This window comes from Micromonospora sp. CPCC 205539 (genome assembly GCF_036906815.1).
Taxonomy (GTDB): domain Bacteria; phylum Actinomycetota; class Actinomycetes; order Mycobacteriales; family Micromonosporaceae; genus Micromonospora.
Genome location: NZ_JBAKHW010000007.1, coordinates 203,930 through 226,837, shown reverse-complemented (window position 1 = coordinate 226,837; position 22,908 = coordinate 203,930). Strand labels below are relative to the sequence as shown.

At 71.2% G+C, this 22,908-nt stretch carries 22 protein-coding genes, 1 tRNA gene and 1 other RNA gene; 14 read left to right on the top strand and 10 right to left on the bottom strand.

Annotated elements, in window-relative coordinates; translation table 11 throughout:
* The first annotated feature begins 107 nt into the window (after window positions 1–107).
* The gene (gene secA, locus V6V47_RS09235) at window positions 108–3,026 is read left to right on the top strand and encodes a preprotein translocase subunit SecA (RefSeq protein WP_334627663.1); all 2,919 of its coding nucleotides are present in this window, start codon (window positions 108–110) and stop codon (window positions 3,024–3,026) included.
* A gap of 185 nt (window positions 3,027–3,211) precedes the next feature.
* Here the strand turns inward: secA and V6V47_RS09230 are convergent, their stop codons facing one another.
* A complete protein-coding gene (locus V6V47_RS09230; RefSeq protein WP_334627662.1) occupies window positions 3,212–3,979 on the bottom strand; it encodes an Rv3235 family protein in 768 nt (255 codons plus the stop codon).
* A 136-nt stretch (window positions 3,980–4,115) separates the two neighbouring features.
* Complete coding sequence (locus V6V47_RS09225) at window positions 4,116–4,343, bottom strand: helix-turn-helix domain-containing protein (protein ID WP_334627661.1); 228 nt, start codon at window positions 4,341–4,343, stop codon at window positions 4,116–4,118.
* Between the two features lie 206 nt (window positions 4,344–4,549).
* Between V6V47_RS09225 and V6V47_RS09220 the strand changes: the two genes are divergently transcribed.
* The gene (locus V6V47_RS09220) at window positions 4,550–5,059 is read left to right on the top strand and encodes a DUF6912 family protein (protein ID WP_334627660.1); all 510 of its coding nucleotides are present in this window, start codon (window positions 4,550–4,552) and stop codon (window positions 5,057–5,059) included.
* A gap of 22 nt (window positions 5,060–5,081) precedes the next feature.
* Here the strand turns inward: V6V47_RS09220 and V6V47_RS09215 are convergent, their stop codons facing one another.
* A complete protein-coding gene (locus V6V47_RS09215) occupies window positions 5,082–6,134 on the bottom strand; it encodes a hypothetical protein (RefSeq protein WP_334627659.1) in 1,053 nt (350 codons plus the stop codon).
* A gap of 351 nt (window positions 6,135–6,485) precedes the next feature.
* Here V6V47_RS09215 and pruA point away from each other — a divergent pair, with 351 nt between their 5' ends.
* The 9 genes from pruA (at window position 6,486) to V6V47_RS09170 (ending at window position 14,933) form a co-directional block, all read left to right on the top strand.
* Complete coding sequence (gene pruA / locus V6V47_RS09210; protein ID WP_334627658.1) at window positions 6,486–8,114, top strand: L-glutamate gamma-semialdehyde dehydrogenase; 1,629 nt, start codon at window positions 6,486–6,488, stop codon at window positions 8,112–8,114.
* Between the two features lie 174 nt (window positions 8,115–8,288).
* A complete protein-coding gene (locus V6V47_RS09205) occupies window positions 8,289–8,804 on the top strand; it encodes a PadR family transcriptional regulator (protein WP_334627657.1) in 516 nt (171 codons plus the stop codon).
* Between the two features lie 19 nt (window positions 8,805–8,823).
* Window positions 8,824–9,945, top strand: a complete 1,122-nt coding sequence (gene prfB, locus V6V47_RS09200; protein WP_334627656.1) for a peptide chain release factor 2 — start codon at window positions 8,824–8,826, stop codon at window positions 9,943–9,945.
* 118 nt (window positions 9,946–10,063) lie between these two features.
* Window positions 10,064–10,744 (top strand): cell division ATP-binding protein FtsE, encoded by a 681-nt coding sequence (gene ftsE, locus V6V47_RS09195; RefSeq protein WP_328423791.1) that lies wholly within the window; start codon window positions 10,064–10,066, stop codon window positions 10,742–10,744.
* A 67-nt stretch (window positions 10,745–10,811) separates the two neighbouring features.
* Window positions 10,812–11,687, top strand: a complete 876-nt coding sequence (ftsX, locus tag V6V47_RS09190; RefSeq protein ID WP_334627655.1) for a permease-like cell division protein FtsX — start codon at window positions 10,812–10,814, stop codon at window positions 11,685–11,687.
* A 149-nt stretch (window positions 11,688–11,836) separates the two neighbouring features.
* Window positions 11,837–12,316, top strand: coding sequence for an SsrA-binding protein SmpB (gene smpB, locus V6V47_RS09185; protein ID WP_334627654.1), 480 nt, complete (start codon window positions 11,837–11,839; stop codon window positions 12,314–12,316).
* Between the two features lie 104 nt (window positions 12,317–12,420).
* Window positions 12,421–12,796, top strand: a transfer-messenger RNA (tmRNA) gene (gene ssrA, locus V6V47_RS09180).
* Window positions 12,797–13,227: 431 nt separating this feature from the next.
* Entirely contained in the window at window positions 13,228–13,899 is a 672-nt protein-coding gene (locus tag V6V47_RS09175) for a hypothetical protein (protein WP_334627653.1), read from the top strand.
* A gap of 80 nt (window positions 13,900–13,979) precedes the next feature.
* Window positions 13,980–14,933 carry a hypothetical protein gene (locus V6V47_RS09170; protein WP_334627652.1) on the top strand — a complete coding sequence of 318 codons (954 nt, stop codon included), beginning with the start codon at window positions 13,980–13,982 and terminating at the stop codon, window positions 14,931–14,933.
* Window positions 14,934–14,948: 15 nt separating this feature from the next.
* Here the strand turns inward: V6V47_RS09170 and mdlC are convergent, their stop codons facing one another.
* A complete protein-coding gene (mdlC, locus tag V6V47_RS09165; RefSeq protein WP_334627651.1) occupies window positions 14,949–16,544 on the bottom strand; it encodes a benzoylformate decarboxylase in 1,596 nt (531 codons plus the stop codon).
* Between the two features lie 289 nt (window positions 16,545–16,833).
* On the opposite strand from mdlC, the gene V6V47_RS09160 reads away from it, so the two are divergent.
* Complete coding sequence (locus V6V47_RS09160) at window positions 16,834–17,424, top strand: YqgE/AlgH family protein (protein WP_334627650.1); 591 nt, start codon at window positions 16,834–16,836, stop codon at window positions 17,422–17,424.
* A gap of 88 nt (window positions 17,425–17,512) precedes the next feature.
* Window positions 17,513–17,585, top strand: a tRNA-Ala gene (locus tag V6V47_RS09155).
* A gap of 75 nt (window positions 17,586–17,660) precedes the next feature.
* Here the strand turns inward: V6V47_RS09155 and V6V47_RS09150 are convergent.
* From V6V47_RS09150 to V6V47_RS09125, 6 genes are all read right to left on the bottom strand, one after another.
* The gene (locus V6V47_RS09150; protein WP_334627649.1) at window positions 17,661–18,032 is read right to left on the bottom strand and encodes a hypothetical protein; all 372 of its coding nucleotides are present in this window, start codon (window positions 18,030–18,032) and stop codon (window positions 17,661–17,663) included.
* A 23-nt stretch (window positions 18,033–18,055) separates the two neighbouring features.
* Window positions 18,056–19,738, bottom strand: a complete 1,683-nt coding sequence (locus tag V6V47_RS09145) for an ADP-ribosyltransferase (RefSeq protein ID WP_334627648.1) — start codon at window positions 19,736–19,738, stop codon at window positions 18,056–18,058.
* Window positions 19,735–20,055: an ESX-1 secretion-associated protein gene (locus V6V47_RS09140; protein WP_334627647.1), complete on the bottom strand. Its 321-nt coding sequence runs from the start codon at window positions 20,053–20,055 to the stop codon at window positions 19,735–19,737. Before V6V47_RS09140 ends, V6V47_RS09145 begins: the two co-directional genes overlap by 4 nt.
* On the bottom strand, window positions 20,042–20,482 hold the full coding sequence (locus tag V6V47_RS09135; RefSeq protein WP_334627646.1) for a YbaB/EbfC family nucleoid-associated protein: 441 nt from the start codon (window positions 20,480–20,482) through the stop codon (window positions 20,042–20,044). Before V6V47_RS09135 ends, V6V47_RS09140 begins: the two co-directional genes overlap by 14 nt.
* Before the next feature lie 166 nt (window positions 20,483–20,648).
* Window positions 20,649–21,563 (bottom strand): helix-turn-helix domain-containing protein, encoded by a 915-nt coding sequence (locus V6V47_RS09130; RefSeq protein ID WP_334627645.1) that lies wholly within the window; start codon window positions 21,561–21,563, stop codon window positions 20,649–20,651.
* Between the two features lie 154 nt (window positions 21,564–21,717).
* On the bottom strand, window positions 21,718–21,840 hold the full coding sequence (locus V6V47_RS09125) for a 50S ribosomal protein L36 (protein ID WP_030490864.1): 123 nt from the start codon (window positions 21,838–21,840) through the stop codon (window positions 21,718–21,720).
* A gap of 139 nt (window positions 21,841–21,979) precedes the next feature.
* Here V6V47_RS09125 and V6V47_RS09120 point away from each other — a divergent pair, with 139 nt between their 5' ends.
* Window positions 21,980–22,897: a lytic polysaccharide monooxygenase auxiliary activity family 9 protein gene (locus V6V47_RS09120; RefSeq protein ID WP_334627644.1), complete on the top strand. Its 918-nt coding sequence runs from the start codon at window positions 21,980–21,982 to the stop codon at window positions 22,895–22,897.
* The last annotated feature ends 11 nt before the right edge of the window (window positions 22,898–22,908 follow it).

Below are 22,908 nucleotides of genomic sequence, written 5' to 3'. Positions count from 1 at the left end.
GGGCGCACGTTATGTCGGGTTCGGCGGAGCGGACCACCGCCACCAGTGACCATCGCGCCGACGGAGCGCCTACGATGGTTCGAGACCGTCTAGGGGAGCGTTGATCCGTGTCGATTCTGGAAAAGGTCCTTCGCGCGGGCGAGGGCCGTATGGTGCGCCGGCTCAAGGCGATCGCCAACGCCGTCAACTCGATCGAGGACGACTACGTCAACCTCACCGACGAGGAGCTGCGCGGCATGACCGAGCAGTTCCGGGAGCGGCTCGCTGACGGCGAGACCCTCGACGATCTGCTGCCGGAGGCGTTCGCGGTGGCCCGCGAGGCGTCCGCGCGGGTGCTCGGCCAGCGCCCGTACGACGTCCAGGTGATGGGCGGCGCGGCGCTGCACTTCGGCAACATCGCCGAGATGAAGACCGGTGAGGGCAAGACGCTGACCTCGGTCATGGCCGTCTACCTCAACGCGCTCTCCGGCGATGGCGTGCACGTGGTCACGGTCAACGACTACCTCGCCCAGCGCGACGCGGCCTGGATGGGTCGCGTGCACGAGTTCCTCGGGCTGACCGTCGGCGTGGTGCTGCCCAACCGACCGGCCACCGATCACCGTGCCGCGTACGAGTGCGACATCACCTACGGCACCAACAACGAGTTCGGTTTCGACTACCTGCGCGACAACATGGCCTGGTCGCAGGACGAGCTGGTCCAGCGCGGGCACAACTTCGCGGTGGTCGACGAGGTCGACTCGATCCTGATCGACGAGGCACGCACCCCGCTGATCATCTCCGGCCCGGCCGAGCACTCGGCCCGCTGGTACGGCGAGTTCGCGGGCGTGGTGGCCCGGCTCCAGCCCGGCACCGACGGTGAGGGCGACTACGAGGTCGACCACGCCAAGCGCACCATCGCGGTGACCGAGCGGGGCGTCGCCAAGGTCGAGGACCGGCTCGGCATCGACAACCTGTACGAGTCGGTGAACACTCCGCTGGTCGGCTACCTCAACAACGCCATCAAGGCCAAGGAGCTCTACAAGCGCGACAAGGACTACATCGTCAGCGATGGCGAGGTCCTGATCGTCGACGAGTTCACCGGCCGCATCCTGCATGGCCGCCGCTACAACGAGGGCATGCACCAGGCGATCGAGGCCAAGGAGGGGGTGGAGATCAAGCAGGAGAACCAGACCCTGGCCACCATCACCCTCCAGAACTACTTCCGCCTCTACAACAAGCTGTCCGGCATGACCGGTACGGCGCAGACCGAGGCCGGCGAGTTCAACAAGGTCTACAAGGTCGGCGTGGTGAGCATCCCGACCCACCGTCCGATGGTCCGTGAGGACCGTCCGGACGTGATCTACAAGACGGAGAAGGCCAAGTTCAACGCCGTCATCGAGGACATCGCCGAGCGGCACCAGATGGGCCAGCCGGTGCTGGTCGGCACGGTCTCGGTGGAAAACTCCGAGATCCTCTCTCAGTTGCTGCGTCGACGCGGCATCCCGCACTCGGTGCTGAACGCCAAGTTCCACGCCCGGGAGGCCGAGATCGTCGCCCAGGCCGGGCGTAAGGGCGCGGTCACCGTGGCCACCAACATGGCCGGCCGCGGCACCGACATCCTCCTCGGCGGCAACGCCGAGTTCCTCGCCGCGAACGAGCTGCGCCAGCGCGGCCTCGACCCTGCGGAGGACGAGGAAGGCTACGCCAAGGCGATGGAGGAGGTCCTGCCCAACTGGAAGCAGGCCTGCGACACCGAGGCGGACGAGGTGACCGCCGCTGGCGGCCTGTACGTGCTGGGCACCGAGCGGCACGAGTCCCGGCGGATCGACAACCAGCTGCGGGGTCGCGCCGGCCGGCAGGGTGACCCGGGCGAGTCCCGCTTCTACCTGTCGCTGCAGGACGAGCTGATGCGGCGCTTCCGGGCCGGCGCGGTCGAGGCGGTCATGGACCGCTTCAACATCCCGGAGGACGTGCCCATCGAGTCGAAGATGGTCACCCGGCAGATCAAGAGCGCCCAGGCCCAGATCGAGGGCCAGAACGCCGAGATCCGCAAGAACGTGCTCAAGTACGACGAGGTGCTCAACAAGCAGCGCCAGGTCGTCTACGCCGAGCGGCTCCGCGTGCTCAACGGCGAAGACCTGTCCGAGCAGGTCCGCGGCATGATCGACGAGACGGTCGAGGCGTACGTGCGGGGCGCCACCTCCGACGGGTACGGCGAGGACTGGGATCTCGAGCAGCTCTGGTCCAGCCTCAAGCAGCTCTACCCGGTCGCTCTGACGATCGAGGAGCTGGAGGAGGAGGCCGGCGGCTCACGGGCCGGCATGGACGCCGACTTCCTGGTCGCCCGGCTCAAGGAGGACGCGAACGCCGCGTACGACCGGCGCGAGGAGCAGCTCGGCGCCGAGGGGGTGCGCCAGCTCGAGCGGATGGTGCTGCTCCAGGTGATCGACCGCAAGTGGCGCGAGCACCTCTACGAAATGGACTACCTCCAGGAGGGCATCAACCTGCGTGCGTACGCGCAGCGCGACCCGGTGGTGGAGTACCAGCGCGAGGGCTTCGACATGTTCGCCACCATGATGGACGGCATCAAGGAGGAGACGGTCGGCTTCCTCTACAACATGGACGTCCAGGTCACCGAGCCCGAGGCGGACCCGGAGTCGGAAGAGGTCACGCTGCTCGACAAGCCGGTGGAGATCCGCGCCAAGGGTCTCAACCGCGCGCCGCAGCGACAGGGCCTGCAATATTCCGCTCCCACCATCGATGGCGAGGCCAGCCCGGGTGCGGTGGCCGTCGAGCAGGCCGAGCAGCAGGCTCCGGCGCTGGGTCTGGGCCGACCGGCCTCGGGTGCCCCGGCGGCGCCGGGCAGGACCGCGCCGTCCGCCCCGCAGCGGCCGGCCTCCGGTCTGAGCGGCCCGGCGGTTCCGTCGCCCGGCGCGCGTCGGTCGGAGGCGAACCAGGCGGAGGGCCCGTCCCGCAACGCGCCCTGCCCGTGTGGCTCGGGTCGCAAGTACAAGCGCTGCCACGGCGCGCCTAACGGCGGCAACTGACCGACAGACAGCACCTGACGGGCCCCGGCCAATCGGCCGGGGCCCGTCCGTGTCTCCACCCCGAGCGCGCAACCCGGCACCAGCAATTGATCAACTCGATCCCCTGCGGGTCGGGGTATCAACGGCCTCTCGATGACCCGATTTCCTCGAAACCGAGCCGAACGCGCCCTGGTCGTCTGTGCGGTTCAGAGGACCTGCAAGGCGGTGCAGAGCCAGCGGCCTCGGCGGTGCTCCAGACGCAGCGCCATTGCCCAGCTGCACCCGCCCGCGCCGGTGAAGACCGCGGCCACCTCCACCGCGGCCTCCCGGGGCTCGCAGACCCGCAGCAGGCGCAGCCGAACCACCGGCCGCGCCGCGCGACGCCGGGGCACCCCAGAGGCCTCGGGCGCTCCCGCCCGTTGGGCAACACCGGCTGCTCCGGGCCGTCCGGCACCGGCCGCTCCTGACCGTCCGGCAACACCGGCCGCTCTGGCCCGTCCGGCGTTGTCGACCGCTCCAGCTGCTCCGGGCCGGCCGGCAACAAGGGCCGCGTTCGCCCGCCCGGCGCCGCCGGTCGGTCCGGTCCGTCCGGGAGTGCCGGCCCCGGCGGCCCGCTCAGTGGCCCTGGCCAGCTCGGTCAGTAGCTCGCCGGCCTGGGCCGGGTCGAGGAGCGGCCGTAACTGCGCTGGCGAGCGGTAGCCGTTGGTGACCTCGAGGCAGGTGCCGACGAAGCGGTGCGCCGCCCGGGTCGGCTCCGGCGTGGTCACGGGCCGTTTCGGCGCGCCGGGGTGCGTGCCGGGTCGGGTGGGCACCCGCCGGAGGGCGGCGCGGCGCTCCGGCGGCCGGATCGGGTCTGGCCGGGTCGAGGCGAACAGGTCCAGGGCGAGCTGGCCGTGGGCCGGCGTCGACCAGTACGTCCCGTCGACCTCGTCCGCGTAGGGCGGGTCGATGGGCGGGACGGGGCGCAGCCGCACGGTTGGACGGGATGAACCTGGTCGCGGCTGGCTCATCTTGGCCCCCTTGATCTTGTGTTTACCTACGTTTGCCTTCGACAACTCCGATTCTGAGCGATGGAACAGCCCCGGTCAATGGCAGAGAGGCGCGGGAACGCTACTCCGGGTCGCGGTCGGTGAGTGGATTGATCCGCACCCAGTCGGCGGTCTCGGCGTACTTTCGCTCGATGTATTCCTCCAGCCGAGCGCGCTCGACCCGCCACTGCCCGCGCCCACCGATCTTGATCGCCGGCAGCTCGCCGCTGCGCACCATGTGGTAGACCTGCGAGTCCGACACGTTCAGCTCGGCGGCGACGTCGGAGAGCAGCAGGAACCTCGGCTCCACGAAAACTCCCGGGGTTGATGTCGTTTGCCTCAGTTTGCCACCGATGGCCCCGGCCGCCCAAGACCCGAGCGAGTCAGGCGCGGCGGACACACCGGCGGGGTAACTTCCACCGGCCGGAGGCCGGGTGTATGACGGTCACGGCGTGCGGCATGATCTGCGCCCGGGCCGGCGGCCGCCGGTGGAGGACCTGAGCGGGGAGACGACCGGTGACCGAGGAGCTTGTCCGGGTGTACGTGCCAGCGACCGTACCGATGTTGGTCCAGCTACGTGAGCAGGGGCTGCCCGCTGCTCAGGCGCACGCGGTGACCCCGGCGCTGCGCGAGTGGTACGCCGAGGGCGACGAGGAGGAGCTGGAGTACGTCGCCTTCACCCGGGCCGCCCAGGACGCCCTGCACCTGCTCCGGGCCGATGCGACGGCACCCCGCCGCCGGGTCGTGGTCTCGGCGGACCTGCCGTCGAGCGCGCTCGGCCGTGGCGACGGGGAGCTGGGATCCAGCACGGTGACGTTGGCGGACGGTGTGCCGGTGGGCGCCGTGGCGGCGATCCACGTGGACGGCGCGGACGCCGTCGAGGAGGTCGCGGCGGCGGCCGACGTGGTGGCCGAGGCCGCCGCGGGCGACCCGGACGCCCAGTTCACGGTCGATGGCGCCGAGGACCACGAGCTGGAGTGGTACGACATCACGGAGCTGGACCTGTTGCTACGCGCCGCCAGCTGAGCGGATCGCCGACCGGCTGCGGTCAGCGGGCCGGGTCCGCCGCGGTCGGGTCAGCGCCCGCAGGCTCGTCGTCGGCGGTCTCCGCAGGCTCGGTATCGGCGGGCTCGTCGTCGGCGTGGGCCGGACCGAGCGTGCGGCCGAACGCGATGAGCGCCGTCAGCGCCCCCACGAACAGCACCCAGATGCCGTTGTCGACCCGCGACGTGCCCAGCGAGGTCTGCGCCACCGAGTCCGCCTCGCTGAGCGCGCTCGCCAGGTCCAGCAGCGACCGGCCGCCGATCCGGATGATCACCTCGGCGAGCAGCAGGAGGAGCCCCGGCCCGGCGCCGGCGAGCAGGTAGGCCGGCCAGCGCAGCTCCGGCGACGCGGGATCGTGGCGGACGGCCCGTCGACGCGCCCAGCGCAGGTAGCCGAAGGCGAGCAGCCCGGCGAGCAGCCCCGCGATGAGCGATTCGGTGCGCGACACCCACTTCGCCGCGTTGACGAGCGACTCCTGAGTGTCGCCCGCGCCAAACAGGTCGAAAAGCGGGTCCCGGGCGGGGCTGAACGCGACCACGAAGATCAGCGTGCCCAGCGCGGCGGCGGCCACCGCACCGACCGCCGGCGCCGTCCGCGCGCCGGCGACCGCGCCACCGATGATCGCCGCAGCCGCGGTGGTGCCGGCGATGACGTTGGTGGTCGAGGTGTCGAAGTAGGTGAGGTTGATGGCCAACGCGGCTGCCAGCCCGACCACCATCCCCGCGCCGATCGCCCCGACGAAGCGCAGCGTGGCCCGGTCGCCGTACCGCCGGGCCAGCAGGTTGCCGCCGGCCAGGGCGGTGGACGCCCCAGCCACCAGCGCGGCCGAGATGACACCGGGCAGGGCGAACGCGGAGAGGCTGATCGCGGTGATGCCAGCCGCCGCTGAGGTGATCGCCTCGCGGGTCGACCAGAGCATGGCACCCAGCCAACCGAGCGCCAGTAGCGCGAGCACCGCCGCCCAGGGCGCGGGCGTCGGCCCGCCGTCGGGGACGGCCGCGTCGACCGCAGGCTCGTCCGACTCCGCGGCCGGGACGCGGCCGGGCTGCTTGGTCATCGTCTCCCCTTCGAGGCGGCAGGTCACCGACCATTCAGGGTACGCGGGCCCGCCGCGCATCCCGCCGCCCCGGGACGACCGCTGTCGTTACGACCGACCGGCCCCTGCGCCGGACGGGTGCCCGCTGCCCGGTCGGGTCGGCGGTCCGGACCCGGTCGGTAAGGAGAGGATGGGCGGGGCGGTCCTTGGTTCGGGGCGGTGGTGCAGGTGAGGCGGAGACCCCCGCATGGAACAATCGCAGGAGGTCCCGCCGCTGCTCGGCCCTCCCGTGCGGCGTCCGGTGTCCGACTGTCCGGTCGGCGCCCGCGGGTCCGGTTTCGCCACTGCAGTCGAGATCGCCAGGAGCCTTTGATGGACGCCGTGTTCTCCGTACCCGAGCCGCGCAATGAGCCGGTTCGCAACTACGAGCCGGGCAGCCCCGACCGGGACCGGCTCCAGCGGCGGCTGACCGAGCTCGCCGCCGAGCGCATCGACCTGCCGATGACCATCGGTGGCGAGCAGCGGATGGCCGCCGGTGACGCCATCAACGTCGTGCAGCCGCACCGGCACGCGCACGTGCTGGGCGTGACCGCGCACGCCACCCACGACGACGCCCGCGCCGCCATCAAGGCGGCCAAGGACGCCGCCCCGATGTGGCGGGCACTGCCGTTCGAGGAGCGCGCCGCGATCTTCCTGCGTGCCGCCGAACTGCTCGCCGGCCCCTGGCGGGACACGCTGAACGCCGCCACGATGCTCGGCCAGTCGAAGACCGCGATCCAGGCGGAGATCGACGCGGCCTGCGAGTTCATCGACTTCCTGCGGTTCAACGTGCACTTCGCCCGGCGCCTGCTCGAGGAGCAGCCGGCCTCCTCGCCGGGGGTCTGGAACCGCTTCGACCACCGCCCGCTGGAGGGCTTCGTCTACGCGGTCACCCCGTTCAACTTCACGGCCATCGCCGGCAACCTGCCCTCGGCGCCGGCCCTGCTGGGCAACACGGTGATCTGGAAGCCGGGCCCGACCCAGCAGTTCGCCGCGCACTTCACCATGCGGCTGTTCGAGGCCGCTGGCCTGCCGCCCGGTGTGATCAACATGGTCACCGGCCGGGGCGAGGAGGTCTCCGACGTCGTCCTCGCCGACCCGGACCTGGCCGGCATCCACTTCACCGGCTCGACCAAGGTCTTCCAGCAGTTGTGGCGGACCGTGGGCGACAACATCAGCCGCTACCGGGGCTACCCGCGCCTGGTCGGCGAGACCGGCGGCAAGGACTTCGTGGTCGCGCACACCAGCGCCGACGTGGACGCCCTGCACACCGCGCTGATCCGCGGCGCTTTCGAGTACCAGGGCCAGAAGTGCTCGGCGGCCTCGCGGGCGTACGTGCCGCGTTCGCTCTGGGAGGGTGGGCTGCGCGACCGGCTCGCCGCCACCGCCGACTCGTTGACGTACGGCGACGTGACCGACTTCAGCAACTTCGGTGGCGCGGTGATCGACGACAAGGCGTTCGCCCGGCACACCGCGGCGCTGGAGCTGATCGGCGGCGACGACTCCTGTCGGGTGCTGGCCGGCGGCACCGCCGACGACTCGGTCGGGTACTTCGTCCGGCCGACGCTCTTCGAGTGCTCGGACGCTGCCCACGAGACCTTCACGACCGAGTACTTCGGGCCGATCCTGGGCGTGCACGTCTTCGACGACGCCCGCTTCGACGAGGTGGTCACGCAGGCCGAGTCGATCGCCCCGTACGCCCTCACCGGGTCGGTGTTCGCCACCGACCGCCGGGTGATCGACGCGGTGGGTGAGCGGATGCGCTACGCGGCCGGCAACTTCTACATCAACGACAAGCCGACCGGTGCCGTGGTCGGGCAGCAGCCCTTCGGTGGCGCTCGGGCCAGCGGCACCAACGACAAGGCGGGCTCCTGGCTCAACCTGGTCCGCTGGGTGTCGCCGCGGACGATCAAGGAGACCTTCGTGGCACCGACCGACCACACGTACCCCCACATGGGGTGACGCTCGACGGCCGCCGGCGGCGCGCGTGGCGCCGCCGGTGGTCGGCCGATTGGCCCAATTCATCGATAGTCCTCAACGGACTGTCTGCCGCCGACAGTGCACATAGGAAGACCTGTCGGGTGGCAAACTGCCAAATCCTGGACGCCGGGAGCGCAAAGTGGCAGCGTAACGGCCATGGCGGATTCCGGAGTCAACCCCACAGCGGCAGCCCTGCTCGGGCTGCTCCACGAGGGCCCCATGACGGGCGGTCAGTTGATGGCCGCCGCCGAGCGCCGGCTGGCGCCCTACTGGTCGATGACCCGCAGTCAGGTCTACCGGGAATTGCCGGTGCTGGCCGAGCGGGGTTACGTACGGCTCGGCAAGCCCGGGCCGCGGATGAGCCAGCCGTACGCGCTCACCGCCAGCGGAAAACGGACATTCACCCGCTGGTTGGCGGAGAACCCGGGGCGGGACACCATCCGCAACCCGATAGCGCTTCGGATGGCCTTCGGCAACCTGCACTCCGCCAGCCAGCTCAAGGGCCTGTACGCCTCCGCCAACGAGTACCACACCGAGGCCCTGGCGCAGGTCCGGGAGCAGGTCAAGAACGCCAAACGAGAAGGCGAGACGTACGACGCCAGCGCCCTGGAGTTCGCCGTCGCCTACCACAAGGCGGCCCTGTCCTGGCTGAAGACCGCTCCCGTCGGGTGACACAGTACGCTTACCTGTTGTGACCGCTGCCGATTACGCCGAACAGCTCAAGGACCTCGACGCGACCCTGCGAAACATCGAGGCCGTCCTCAACCTCGACCGGCTGCACGAGGACAAGGCTCGGCTCGAGCAGGAGGCGTCCGCCCCCGACCTGTGGGACGACCAGGCCAAGGCTCAGAAGGTCACCTCGCAGCTGTCGTACGTCAATGGCGAGATCAGCAAGCTGGGCAGCCTGCGCTCCCAGCTCGACGACGCCCAGGTGCTGTTGGAGCTGGCTGAAGCCGAATCCGACCCGGGTGTGCTCACCGAGGTCGAGTCGGAGATCACCGGGCTGACCAAGGCCATCCAGGACATGGAGGTCCGCACCCTGCTCTCCGGTGAGTACGACTCCCGGGAGGCGCTGATCGCCATTCGGGCGGGCGCGGGTGGCGTGGACGCGGCGGACTTCGCCGAGATGCTGCTGCGGATGTACCTGCGCTGGGCGGAGCGGCACGGCTACCCGACCGAGGTCTACGAGACCTCGTACGCCGAGGAGGCGGGCCTGAAGTCGGCCACCTTCGCGGTCAAGGTGCCCTACGCGTACGGCACGCTCAGCGTCGAGTCGGGCACCCACCGGCTCGTCCGGATCAGCCCGTTCGACAACCAGGGCCGCCGGCAGACCAGCTTCGCGGGCGTCGAGGTCCTGCCGGTCACCGAGCAGACCGACCACATCGACATCCCGGAGAACGAGGTACGCGTCGACGTCTACCGTTCCTCCGGCCCGGGCGGGCAGAGCGTCAACACCACCGACTCGGCCGTCCGGCTCACCCACATCCCCACCGGCATCGTGGTGACCTGCCAGAACGAGAAGTCCCAACTGCAGAACAAGGCCTCCGCGCTGCGGGTGCTCCAGGCTCGACTGTTGGAGCGCAAGCGCCAGGAGGAGCAGGCCAAGCTGGAGGGGCTCAAGGAGAACGCCGCCGGCTCGTGGGGCGACCAGATGCGTTCGTACGTCCTGCACCCGTATCAGATGGTGAAGGATCTCCGAACCGAGCAGGAGACCGGCAATCCGAGCGCGGTCTTCGACGGCGAGTTGGACGGTTTCATCGAGGCGGGCATCCGTTGGCGCAAGCAGCGCCAACTCGCTGGCGACGGTGCGTAACCGTACGTGGGCGGAGCGCGTCGTCGATCTCCTGGTGAAGGCCTGAATTGAGAACCTGTGCCGCAACTGCGGGGCGTGGGGCTTGGCTCTGTCGTTACACCGCGTAGACTCACGACCCGTGATTCAGCTTGAGCAAGTGACGAAGACGTACCCGAAGGCGTCCCGGCCTTCGCTCGACAACGTGTCCGTCTCGATCGAGAAGGGCGAGTTCGTCTTCTTCATCGGTCCATCCGGCTCCGGCAAGTCCACGATCATCAAGATGCTGCTGCACGAGGTCGCCCCCAACAAGGGGCGGGTCATCGTCAACAGCAAGGACGTCACCTCGATGCGCTCCTGGAAGCGACCCCACTTCCGGCGTTCGATCGGCTGCGTCTTCCAGGACTTCCGGCTGCTGCCGAACCGCACCGCGTACGAGAACGTGGCGTTCGCCCTTGAGGTGATCGGCAAGACCAAGGCGGTCGCCCGCCGGGTCGTGCCCGAGGTGCTGGAGCTGGTCGGGCTCGGTGGCAAGGAGCACCGCTACCCGCATGAGCTCTCCGGTGGTGAGCAGCAGCGGGTCGCCGTCGCCCGGGCATTCGTGAACCGGCCGCTGATCCTGCTCGCGGACGAGCCCACCGGAAACCTGGACCCGGACACCTCGATCGAGATCATGCGTCTGCTGGACCGGATCAACCGCACCGGCACGACCGTCGTGATGGTCACCCACGACTCCAACATCGTGAACCAGATGCGTCGCCGCGTGGTCGAGATCGAGAGCGGCCGCATCGTGCGTGACCAGGCCCGCGGTGTCTACGGGTGAGCCGGCGCTTCACCCCTGCGCAGCTTGACGACGAACACCTCATGCCGGAGACCCGGAGGAAATCCCGATGCGGTTGAAATACGTCCTGTCCGAGGTACTGGTCGGACTGTGGCGCAACGTGACCATGTCCATCGCGATGATCATCACGATGGCGGTGTCGCTGACCATGCTCGGCGCCAGCGGTCTGATGTACCGCCAGGTCGACGACATGAAGGACCTGTACTACAAGAACATCGAAGTCTCGATCTTCTTGAAGCAGGACGTGAGTGAGCAGCAGCGCACCGACCTGGACGGCAAGCTGAAGAGCGACCCGCTGGTCAAGGACGTCCTCTACGTCAACAAGGACGAGGCGTACAAGCGCTTCAAGGCGATGTACCAGGACGCGCCGGACCTGGTGAACGCCGTCAAGCCGGACCAGCTGCCCGAGTCGTTCCGGCTCAAGCTGAACAACCCCGAGCAGTACAAGAACATCTACGACCAGTACAAGAGCACCGAGGGTGTCGACGAGATCGTCGACCAGAGCCGACTTCTGGACAAGATCTTCAACATCCTCACCTCGATCCAGAACATCGCCCTGGCTGCCGCCATCGTCATGGCGATCGCCGCCCTGCTGCTCGTCGCGAACACCATCCAGGTGGCCGCGTACAGCAAGCGGCGTGAGGTCGCGGTCATGAAGCTGGTCGGCGCGTCCAACTGGTTCATCCAGGCACCGTTCGTGCTGGAGGCGGTGGTGGCCGGCCTGATCGGCTCGCTGCTGGGTCTGGTCGCTCTGATCGCGGCGAAGTATCTGCTCTTCGACGGGTCACTCAGCGCGTTGCAGGGCCTGCTCTCGCCGATCAGCTGGGGTGACATCCTGTTCATCTTCCCGCTGATGGCTGGCGTCGGCGGTCTGGTCAGCGCCGGCACCGCCTGGATCACCCTGCGCTTCTACCTGCGGGTCTAGGCACCGTACGGGTCGTCCCGTGGTCTCCCAGGGACCCTCCCGCCGCCGGAAATAAACGGCGCGGGAGGGTCCTTGTCATTCGGGTAGCATGATCGGTTGTCCGGCCGGGGTGAGCCCGGTCGCGGACGCCAGGAGAGGGGGTGGCACCGATGCCACGGGAAAAGGGGCGCAAGGTGGTCGCCTCCAACAAGAAGGCGCGCCACGACTACTCGATCCTCGACACGTACGAGGCGGGCATGGCGCTGACCGGCACCGAGGTCAAGTCGCTGCGGGCCGGGCGGGCGTCGCTGGTGGACGCGTTCGCCCAGGAGCGCGACGGTGAGCTGTTCCTGCACTCGATGCACATCCCGGAGTACACCCAGGGCACCTGGACCAACCACGAGCCCCGGCGTACCCGCAAGCTGCTGCTCAACCGGATCGAGATCGACCGGCTGCTCAACAAGACCCGCGAGGGCGGCTTCACCATCGTCCCGTTGCAGGTCTACTTCTCCGACGGCTGGGCCAAGGTGGAGATCGCCCTGGCCAAGGGTAAGAAGTCGTACGACAAGCGCCAGGATCTCGCCAAGCGGGACGCGGACCGGGAGATCGCCAAGGTCGCTGGTCGGCGCGGCAAGGGAATGGACGACTAGTTTGTCTCGTTTGTCCTGGTCGGCGCGCCGGCCCGGGGCTCGGGATGAATCCCGTTGCGGCAGGCGTTAGTCTTGTCAGTGCCGCCACATCGGCGGCCTGTCGAGGGGGTGACTGGTTTCGACTTCGTACGCAGCGACAGGGGAAGCGAGCCGAGGAAGCCGACGTCGTCTCGAGAATCGGTCGTCGGAAACTTATAAGCGCCAAGCAAAATCGCGCTGACTTCGCTCTCGCCGCCTGAGGCGAGTAGCTAAGTCTGTCGGCCTGGGAACGCCTTCGTCCCAGTCGCCGGCATCAGCTAGGAGGCTGGCCAATCGGACCCGGTCGCGGGGTCCGTGCGGCGAGATTAATCAGCGACTGGGCCCGTCACACCAACTTGCTCGCGTGAGCGGTGGGGCCGAGTAGAGGCATAGCGAGCTGCGCTCGGAGAAGCCCTGACAAACCGGCGAAGGACCCGGGTTCGATTCCCGGCACCTCCACCACCTCGAGCGATGCGCCCCGGCCACCGGCCGGGGCGCATCGTCGTATCCGGGCCATCGCTGCTGGCATCCCCGCCTCCACGTCGTCGCCGGTAGCGGCCGCCCCCTCTACCTCCGCGTCCGGCGCGGCCGCCCTCTGTGTCCGCGTCCAGCGCGGCCGCCCTCTGTCTCCGCGGCCGCCGCGACCACCAAGCTCGCTACCTTTGCTCTGCTTCAACCCACGCGACATTGACTGTCCGGATAGCGGACGTTCGCCGTTGCGTCCGCGTAAGCAGAGCAAAGGGCGGCGGCGAGACGATCGGTGGCTGGCCCGACCCGTGCGGTGGCTCACCGGAGCGCTCCGGCGCACTGTGGGGGTGGCACGGCCGCCGGGTGGCACGGTCCGCCGGGTGGCATGGTCCGCCGGTGTTGGGGACTCGCCTACGCTGCCGGCTGTGACCAACGAGAAGCTACGACTGTCCGTCGGCGCGTCACCCAGTCAGCGCGTGCTCTCGGTGGTGGTGGGGATTCTCTTCGCGGCTGTCGGTGCGGCGTTCGTGCTGCTGCCGCTGGTCGCCGCCGGGCTGCTGCGCCGGCTGACGGGCCCGGGCGACGGGTTCGCCTCCTACGAGGAGGCTCGAGACCTGCCGCCCGGAATGCTGCCGTCCGGGCTGCGAGACTCCGGCGGGGGTGCGGTCTCGCCGCTCGTCGGGCTGTGCGGGCTGCCGTTCGCCGTGCTCGGCGTCTTCCTCGTGCTGCGGGTGCTGCGCATGGCGGCCTGGTTGGACGGCAGCCGGGTGCGGGTGCGCGGCGCGTTCGGCAGCCGCACCGTCGACCTCGCCACCGCTCGGATCGACGTAGGGATGGTCCCGCACCGCGGGACGGTGAAGGACCACCTGCGGGTACGTGAGCGCGGGGCGTCGACCATCGTGGCCACCGACCCGGACAGCGGACGGCGGGTCACCATTCCGCTGCGCGGCATGGGGCTGCCCACCCTGCCCCCGTCCGAGCTGCGGGCGCTCGCCGACGCGATCACCACGGGCCGTCCCACCGGCGGGCGGGACATCGACGCGCACGCCGCCGCCAGCGAACTGCGCCGACTGGCGGAGCACCCGCTGGGCGGTTGAGCTGCTGGCCATCGGCTTGGAGCCCAGATCGTCGCTGGGCGGCGCGGGAACCGGGCCGTCGGCGGGCGCGTCGAACCGGGATGCGTCGAACGGTCCTGCTGCTCAGTCTGCCCCTGCTGGTGCTCGCGGCGGGCTGCGCCGAGACCGGCGCCGACCCCGCCGTCGGCCCGTCCTCCCCGACGGGCCGCTCGGAGGCGTTCGACCAGCGTGCCACCGAGGTCACCGAAGCGTGGCGGCCCGGCCCGGAGTGGCGCACCGGGTACGTCCCGTTGGAAGGGCCGACCGTGCTCACCGGTGACCCGCGTTTCACGCCGGAGACCGAGCAGGCCTTCCGGGCCGGCTGGTACCGCGCGGAGGTCCCGATCCCGCCCACCCGGGTCGGCGCCGAGATCCGGTTTACGGATGGCACGCTGACCCTGCCGTTGGTCAGCGCGGCCGAGGCGTACCGGCAGCTCGACCAGGGTGATCCGCTGCCGTGCCCGGGGCGGCCGAAGCGGCCCGGACGGCCGACCCCCGGCCCCACCGTCGAACCGGGACCGGACGGCGCGGTCAGCAGCGCTCCGCTGACCGCCTGCCTACCGCTGACCGTCACCGGTGTCACGCTCGGCACCGCGCCGGTACGCACCAGCCGCGGCGAGGCGCAGGTCCCGGCCTGGCTGTTCACCGTGAAGGAGTTGGCCACTCCGGTGGCCCGGCTCGCCGTCGCGCCGCAGGCGATCGTCGGAGTCCCCGAGCCCACCGCGCCGGCCCGGCCGCTCCCGGACGGGCTGGTGGCAGCCCAGGATCTGACGGCGGTGGACGGTGCGCGGCTGACCGTCCGGCTCGGTGTCGGAGCCTGCGACACCGGGATCACCCCGCTGGTGCGGGAAGGGCCGGACGCGGTGGTGGTGGGCGGCGCGGTGACCAGGTCCACCGGCGTCTGCATCGACCTGCTCAAGTTGGAGCCGGTCACGGTCACCTTGGCCGCGCCGCTGGGCAACCGGCCGGTGCTGAACGTCGCCACCGGCGGCCCGCTGACGATCGCCCCGCGCTGACACCGCGTCGGCCGGTCAGAGGATGCTGGGCACCTCGGTGCTGATCGGCACCGGCAGCACGGTGGGACGGTCGGCGCGCAGCCCGGCGGCGAGCGCCGCGCCGAGCTGGTCGGGTGTCTCCGCCACCTCGGTGCGGCAGCCGTAGCCGGCGGCGATCGCGGTGACGTCCAGCCCCGGCAGGTCCAGTCCGGGCACGCCCGGGGTGTCCTTCAGCTCGGCGAACGCCTTGAGGATCGCGTACTGCTGATTGATCGGGACGATCACCACCACGGGCAGTGCCAGGCGCGCGGCGGTCCAGAGCGCCTGCACCGAGTAGTGGAACGAGCCGTCGCCGACCACCGCCACCACCGGCCGGCCGCGTCCGGTGTCCCGCTCGGCGAGCGCCACCCCGACCGCCGCCGGCAGGCCGTAGCCGAGACCGCCGCTGGCCATCGTGAAGTACGACGCCGGCCGGTTGATCCGCAGCTGGCGGCGCAGTGCGGCCAGGTTGGACGGTGACTCCTGGACCAGCACCCCGTCCGTCGGCCAGTGCGCGGCCAACGTGGCGAACAGGGCGTCCGCGCTCAACGGCGTCGTGATCTCCGGCGGCGCCGGCGCGGTTCGGGGCGTCGGTGGCGTACGGTCGGCGGCCGGCACCCGCTCGACCAGCGCGGTCAGGGCCAGTCCGGGATCGCTGAGCAGGCTGTCCCCGACGGGTGCCCGGGCTGCCTCGTCCGCGTCGTCCGTGATGTGCAGCAGGCGGGTGCCGGCGGGCAGGTGCTCGCCCGGGACGTACGGGTAGTAGCGGAACACCGGGGCGCCGATCACCAGCACCGTGTCGTGTCCGCGTAACGCCTCGGCGAGCGGCCCGATCGCGAACGGCAGGACCCCGCGGAACAGGGGATGGTCCTCCGGGAAGACACCCCGTTCCGGGGCCGGGGCCGACCAGACCGGTGCGGCCAGCCGCTCGGCCAGCACGACCGCCGTAGACCAACTGCCGGACCGGTCCACCCCGGGCCCGAACACCAGCACCGGGTCCCGGCTGCCGGCCAGCACCCGGGCGAACTCGTCCAGCCGCTGGGGGTCCGGCGCGAACCGGGTGGCCACCGAGCGCGGGGCGGGCGGCGGATCGGCCGGCTGGGCCCAGTCGTCCATCGGCAGGGAGAGGAAGACCGGCCCCGCCGGTGGCTGGATCGCGGTCGCGTACGCGCGCAGTAGCGCCGCCGGGATGTCCTGCGCCCGGACCGGTTCGTAACCCCATTTGACGTACGGCTGGGGGAGCTCGGCGGCCCGGCGGTTGGTCAGCCGGGGTTCGAGCAGGAGCATCTCCCGCGTCTGCTGACCGGCGGTGACGATCAGCGGCGTCTTGTTGTGCCAGGCGGTGACCAGGTTGCCCATGCCGTTGCCGGTGCCCGGGGCGGTGTGCAGGTTGACGTGCGCGGGCGCGCCCGTCGCCTGGGCGTAGCCGTCGGCCATCGCGACCGCGGTCGCCTCGTGCAGTGCGTGCACGTAGTGGAAGTCGGTCGGGAAGTCCCGCAGGAACGGTTCCTCGGTGGATCCGGGATTGCCGAAGATGGTGGTCATGCCGAGGGTGCGGAGCACGTCGTACGTCGCGTCCCGGACCGTTGCCATCGCCACCTGCCTCCGTGTCGCGGCGCGCGCTGCGGGCTGCCGGGACGACAGGGCGGTAGTCGGCCGACCTGCCGAATCTATCGGGATGCGAGGGGCTTTTCGGGCGTTTCACGACTGTCCATGACATTGCCGGCCCGTCCGATCACCCGCCGGTCAGACCTTAGCCAGCACCCGGGACGCAGGCTATGGTGCCAGGCATGGCGTTGACAGCGCGGCTGTTCCCGGTGCACGGCGGAAATCCGGTGGGTGACGGATTCCCGGCCCGGGCTCACGGTTGACGGGTGGTGGGATGCAGGGAGAGGGCCAGGCGATCGGCGGGCGGGCCATGGAGACGATGACCGGACGGTTACTGGTCGCGACTCCGGCGCTCAAGGACCCGAACTTCGACCGGACGGTGGTGCTGCTGGTGGCCCACGAGCCGGGTGGCGCGCTCGGGGTGGTGCTGAACCGGGCCACCGAGGTGCCGGTCGCCGAGGTGCTCGGTGACTGGAGCGACCTCGCCCGCGACCCGGCCGTGCTCTTCGAGGGCGGCCCGGTGCAGCCCGACTCGGCCATCTGCCTCGCCCGGATGCGGCACCCGCTGCGCCGGCTCAAGGGCTTCCACCAGGTCTCCGGCGCGGTCGGCACCATCGACCTCTCGGTCGACCCGGAGCGGCTGCGGGAGAGCATCGGCGGCATCCGGGTCTTTGCTGGCTACTCCGGCTGGGGCAGCGGGCAGTTGGAGCAGGAGATCGCCGACGGATCGTGGTTCCTGCTGGACGCGCTGCCCGGCGACGCCTTCGTCGACCGGCCGGACGACCTGTGGCCGATGGTGCTGCGCCGGCAGGGCGGGATGATGGCCGCGGTCGCCCACTTCCCGCCTGACGTGTCGCTCAACTGACCCTGGTTGGGCGGGGACCCCGCGAGATGACCATGCCGGCCGGGATGTGTATAGTTTCCCAGTGCCCGGGCAACCGGGACGACAGCAAGGGGCCGTGGCGCAGCTGGTAGCGCACCACACTGGCAGTGTGGGGGTCAGGGGTTCGAGTCCCCTCGGCTCCACCCTTCTGTCATCAGGCCAGTCGGCTCCCCTCACTGAGGGGTTCGCCGGCTGGCCTGATGCTTGTGTCGCGCCTGCTACGCCTCGGGTCCCTGGGCGTACGCCCGTAGCGCCGCCAGGCTCGGCGTCTCCTGCGGGGCCACGTCCGGCACGAAGCCGGCCTTCGCGTGCTCCGGCTTGCCGGCCCAGTGCCGCAGCACCTGGAGCGGGCGCACCTGGTTGGCCTTCGCCCAGCGGATGCGCTGCACCCAGCCGATGCCGGCGTTCAGCCCGACGTGGCGGGCATCGGCGCGTTCCACGAAACCGGCCGCGTCGTCGGTGACGGCCGCCCAGAGGTAGCCGATGGTCCGCCCGCCGAGCTGCACCGGCAGAACCCGTATCGGCGACGTCGTGCTGTCCGGGTAGTTGTCGGGCACGGAGACGGTCCGGAACTCCGGATCCTCCGACATCGGGCCGCGGATCATGACACCTCTCAGTTGCCCGTGCCGGGGACGATGCGGCCGCGGACGTGCAGGCGGCCGGCGGCGTCGTAGTCGGCGGAGTCGATGACGTACGTCTGCCCCCGACCGAGCAGCAACTCCCGTTCGGCGGGGAAGTCGGAGACGCCGTCAACGTACATCGCGGGGGTGCCGGCGGGCACCTCCAGGTGCAGGACGACCGGTTTGTGCGGGGCGAAGTCGGGGTCCGGGCCGAGCGCCGTCGACAAATACGCCGGCTCGTGCTGAGTGCTGCCGACGAGCTGCGCGGGGTCGCGGTCGAAGGCGTTCAGGCCGGTCTCCCGGGTGACCATCACGTCGTTCGGCACCGGGCGCAGGTTCATCGACTCGTCGATGCGGGTGACGACCTCGGACAGCTCCGGGCTCATCGGCGAATGCCCGCGTAGCGCCCCGTTGATGTCTTTGTAGTCCGGTGGCCACGGGGGTGCTCCGGGCGGTTTCTCACCGGTGTACCACCGAAGCGCGTCGCCCTGGTCGGGGGTGAGGTCGGCCTGCGCCTGCGCCCAGGTGTCCCGCCCCCACGCGGCACCGTCGGAGTTGCTGGCAAACGTCTGCGGGTCCGGTTGGTCGGCCGGCCGTGCCGGCCCGTCTGCCGGGTCCGGCCCCGCGTCGGCGGGATCCGGGCCGGCGGGGTCCGCGTCGGAGCCGTCCGTCGCGGAGCCGTCCGTGGCGGAGCCGTCCGTGGCGGAGCCGTCCGTGGCGGAGCCGTCCGTGGCGGAGCCGCCCGGACCGGTCTCGTCGGGATGCCCAGCGCCCGTCCCGTCGGGGCTGCCTGGGCCTGTCGTGGTGCCGCCGGGTCCGTCGCCGCCGCCCGTTGGTGGCCCGTCGACCCGAGGACCGGTGGTCGGCACGTCCGGGCCCGTGGGGCCCCCGCCGGGGGTGCGCCGGAGGCTCTTCAGCACCGCCTCCAACGTGTCGACGAGCTCGCCGAGGCGGGAGAGGATGGGACGGAGCCGGTTGACGCTCGACGCGAGAGCGGTGAGCACCTTGGCCACCTTCGCGACCCACTTCGCCACCAGAGCGGACACCTGCGCGGCCACCCACGGGGTGGCGAGGCCCAGGGTGAGGCCGGCCTCGGCGAGCCACTCCCAGAGCCGCACCGCGAGCACCGAGACGAAGTCGGCGATCAGATCCCGGACCAGCTCGCGCACCAGAGCCACCAGCAGGCCGGCACCCTCGACCAGCATGCCGATCAGGTCGGCGGCGGACGCGATGTCGTGCAGGCTGCCCACGTGCCGCGCGGCGTACGCCCGGTAGGCGTCCGACGCCGCCCCCGCCCAGTCGGCGAGGTCGCCGCCCACCGCCGCACCGAAGGCCGTGGCCTGCGTGCCGACGTGCCGGGCGACGTTGTGCCAGGTCTGCGCGTACGCGGTGATCTGGTCCGGGTCGCCGGCCAACCAGTCGAGTGCGTCGGAGAGGGGCTCGACGTGCTCGATCAGCCACGCCACGCCCCACGAGACCAGCGATCCGAGAGGGTCGGTGCAGAACGCCAACGCCTCCATCGACGCGCCGACGCCGCCGATCGTGGCGTCCACCCAGGAGCCCGACTCGACGCCGGCGCGTAACCCGGCGATGCCCTCGGCCACCCCGACGCCGCTGTACCAGCCGGTGGTGTCCACCCGTGCCGCGATCAGCGGGTTGGCGGCGTCGGCGCTCATCGGTACATGCCGCCGAAGCCGGAGGAGATGCCGGAGTCGGCCTCGTCGTAGGCGCGGGCGTTGGATTCCAGCCCACCCACGGCGCTGCGCAGGGACTCCTCGGCGGCGGCCAGCGCGGCCACCGCCCGCTCCTGCAGCAGATCCAGGAACATCGGGATCGCCTGGCAGACGGGCAGTTTCCCGTACGCCTCGGCGCCCAGCACCACGTGCGCCGCCGCGTTGTGGGCGGTGTCCACCTCACCGGCGATCCGGTCCACCGAGCGGGCGTGCTGGATCAGCGCCGCGCTGGTGACCTCGAAGCCCTCAGCGGCGGCCACGGCGGCCCGCCGCCTCCGGGCCCGGGTCGCCCGTGTCGTCCTCGGGCTGCTCGGGGAAGCGGCGTTCGTAGCTGGCGACGACCGCCCGAGCGGTGTCGGAGGCCGGGCCGACGGTCTCCGCCGCGGCCTCCGCCACCTGGGCGGCGAGCCGGCCCTGCGCGCGCCGCATCACCGTCAGCACCTCGGCCGCGATCTCGTCGGACCGCCACCGCAGCACCCGGTCATCGAGGCGCAGGTCGGTCAGCACACCCGACGCGGCCACCGTGACCTGGACCGCGCCGTCGGCGCCGTCGGCGGTCGCCGACATCGCCGCCACCCGCTCGGAGAGCGCCTGAGCCTGCGTTGCCCGCTCCGAGACACCCGCCGTCCAGGACGCCACGAACCGTTCGGTCGCCGCGCCGAAGTCGCCCATCGGCATCTGGGCCATGTCGTCCTCCCCCGTCGGCGGACACGCCCTGCCTGATCGCGCGCCCAGCCTGCCGCCGGCCGTCCACGTGCGGACGGCTACGGCGGAGACACCGTACGACAATGCGGCTCGCGATGACGTCCCCTGCCGGCTCGGTGCGCCAGCAGCGGGGGACCCCTGACGGCTGTCAGGTGCGGTCCGGCGGCCGCTCGTCAGGTCTGACGGGTGCCCGTCGTGCGTCGCCGACCGGGTCGGGAGCCGCGGGCTGAGCGGCGGCGGTGAGGCTACCCAGGATGCCGAGCAGTTCCGCGCTCCGGCTGCCGGGCTCGGCGTGGAAGACGACCAGGATCAGGCCGTCGGCACCGCCGATGGTGAGCTTGTTCGACTGAAGGTCCATGTCGCCGACCTGCGGATGGGCAAACCGTACGAGGTGCCCGCGCTGCGGATGCACGTCATGGCGTGCCCACAGTCGCCGGAACCGCTCGCTGCGCACCGACAACTCGCCGACGAGTTCCACCAGCCGTGGGTCGTTGGTTTCGGGCCCGGTGTGGGCGCGCAGGCTGGCGACCCCCTCCTCGGTCATCTCGTCCCAGTCCCGCCGGAGCGCCTGCTCCGCCGGGTCGAGGAAGACCGCCTCCAGCAGGTTGACGCCGGGCTGGTAACTCGGTGACAACGCCGCCGCCAGGGTGTTGACCGCGACCACGTCGAAGAACCTGGTCTGCACGTACGCGGGATTGCTGGTCCACCCGTCGATGAGCTGCCGGATGCTCACCGGCACCCGGGCCGGGGGCGATGTCCGCGCACGGGCCGCGCGGGGGCAGCCCTGCTCCTGGGCCAGACGGATCAGGTGGGTGGTCGCGTCGGCATCCAGCCGCAGCACGCGGGCGAGCGCTTTCAGGACCTGCCCCGAGGGGTTGCGGTCCCGGCCCTGCTCCAGCCGGTGGTAGTAGTCCGAGCTGATGCCGGCGAGCAGGGCGACCTCCTCCCGCCGGAGGCCGGGGACCCGCCGCAGGCCAACGCCGGTGCCGATGCCGGCGTCCTCGGGCCGGACCAGCTCCCGTCGGGCGCGGAGGAAGTCACCGAGCGGGTTCTTGCCATCCATGTCACCCACGGTAGGGCCGCTCGCCCATCGGTGGCTGGCCCTGCCACTACCAGGCAACGGGCACCTGCCCTGGTAGGTCCGGGAACGCGAAAGCGCCCCGGCCGGTTGATCCCGGCCGGGGCGCTTGTCGACTGTATGTCCGGTTGAGGGCTGGTCAGCCCTGGCGGCTCTTCCACTGCGGGTTCGCGCGGTTCACCACGACCACCCGGCCACGACGGCGGACCACCACCGAACCCGGCTTCTGCTTCAGTGCGCGCAACGAGCTACGTACCTTCATGTCTGCCTCCTCGGCCTGGGGGTTTGGCCTCTGTCCGTACCGACTATCGAAACGCCCCGGCCCCCGCCGCGATTCCCGGCCACCCCGACGTCGAACCTTTGCCGCCCCGCGCCCGTACCACTGCCCGGGAGGTCATGTCATGACCATGCGTCGAGTGCTCGCCGCCGTGTTGCTCGCGGGGGCGACCGTGCCGCTCACGGCCGCGCCCGCCGCCGCGCACGGCGCGCCCACCGACCCGATCAGCCGGGCCGCGGCCTGCGGGCCCGAGGGCCGGTACGCGGCCACCAGCGCCTGCCGGGCGGCGGTCGAGGCGGGCGCCGCGGTACGCGAATGGGACAACGTACGTGTTGCGGCGATCAACGGTCGAGACCGGGAACGGATCCCGGACGGGGAGTTGTGCAGCGGCGGACTGTCCGCGTACCGGGGCCTGGACCTGCCCCGCACCGACTGGCCGAGCACCGAGTTGACCACGGGCGCGAAGTTCACGTTCCGGTACCGGAGCACCATCGAGCACCGGGGCACCTTCCGGCTCTACGTCACCCGGCCCAGCTACGACCCTCGCAAGCCGCTCACCTGGGCTGATCTGGAGACCCGGCCGTTTCTGACGCTGACCGACCCGCCGGTGCGGTCCGGGGCGTACCAGCTCGCAGGTCGACTGCCGGCGGGCCGCGACGGCCGACACCTCATCTACACGATCTGGCAGAACTCCAACACTCCGGACACCTACTACTCCTGCTCCGACGTGGTGTTCCGCACCGCGCGAGGTGGCAGTGCGCCGACGAAGGCCGCTCCGAAGAAGGGCGCGGCCGCTCCGCCGCGTACCGCCGCCAGCGCTGCGGTGGCCACCGACCCGGCGGTGGCGGCGGCGGCCGACCGGGGCGTGCCGGTGGCGTCGGTGACCAACCTCGGTGCCCGGTGGCCGGTGCTGGCCGGCGCGGCCGTCGTGCTGGTCCTGGCGCTACTGGTCGCGAATCGGCTCCGCCGGCCCAGCGGCGCACCGCACGGCCGGCAGTGCGAGGTACGCAACCACCGGGCCGGGCGGCGCCGGATCTGGTGACCCGGGCCGCC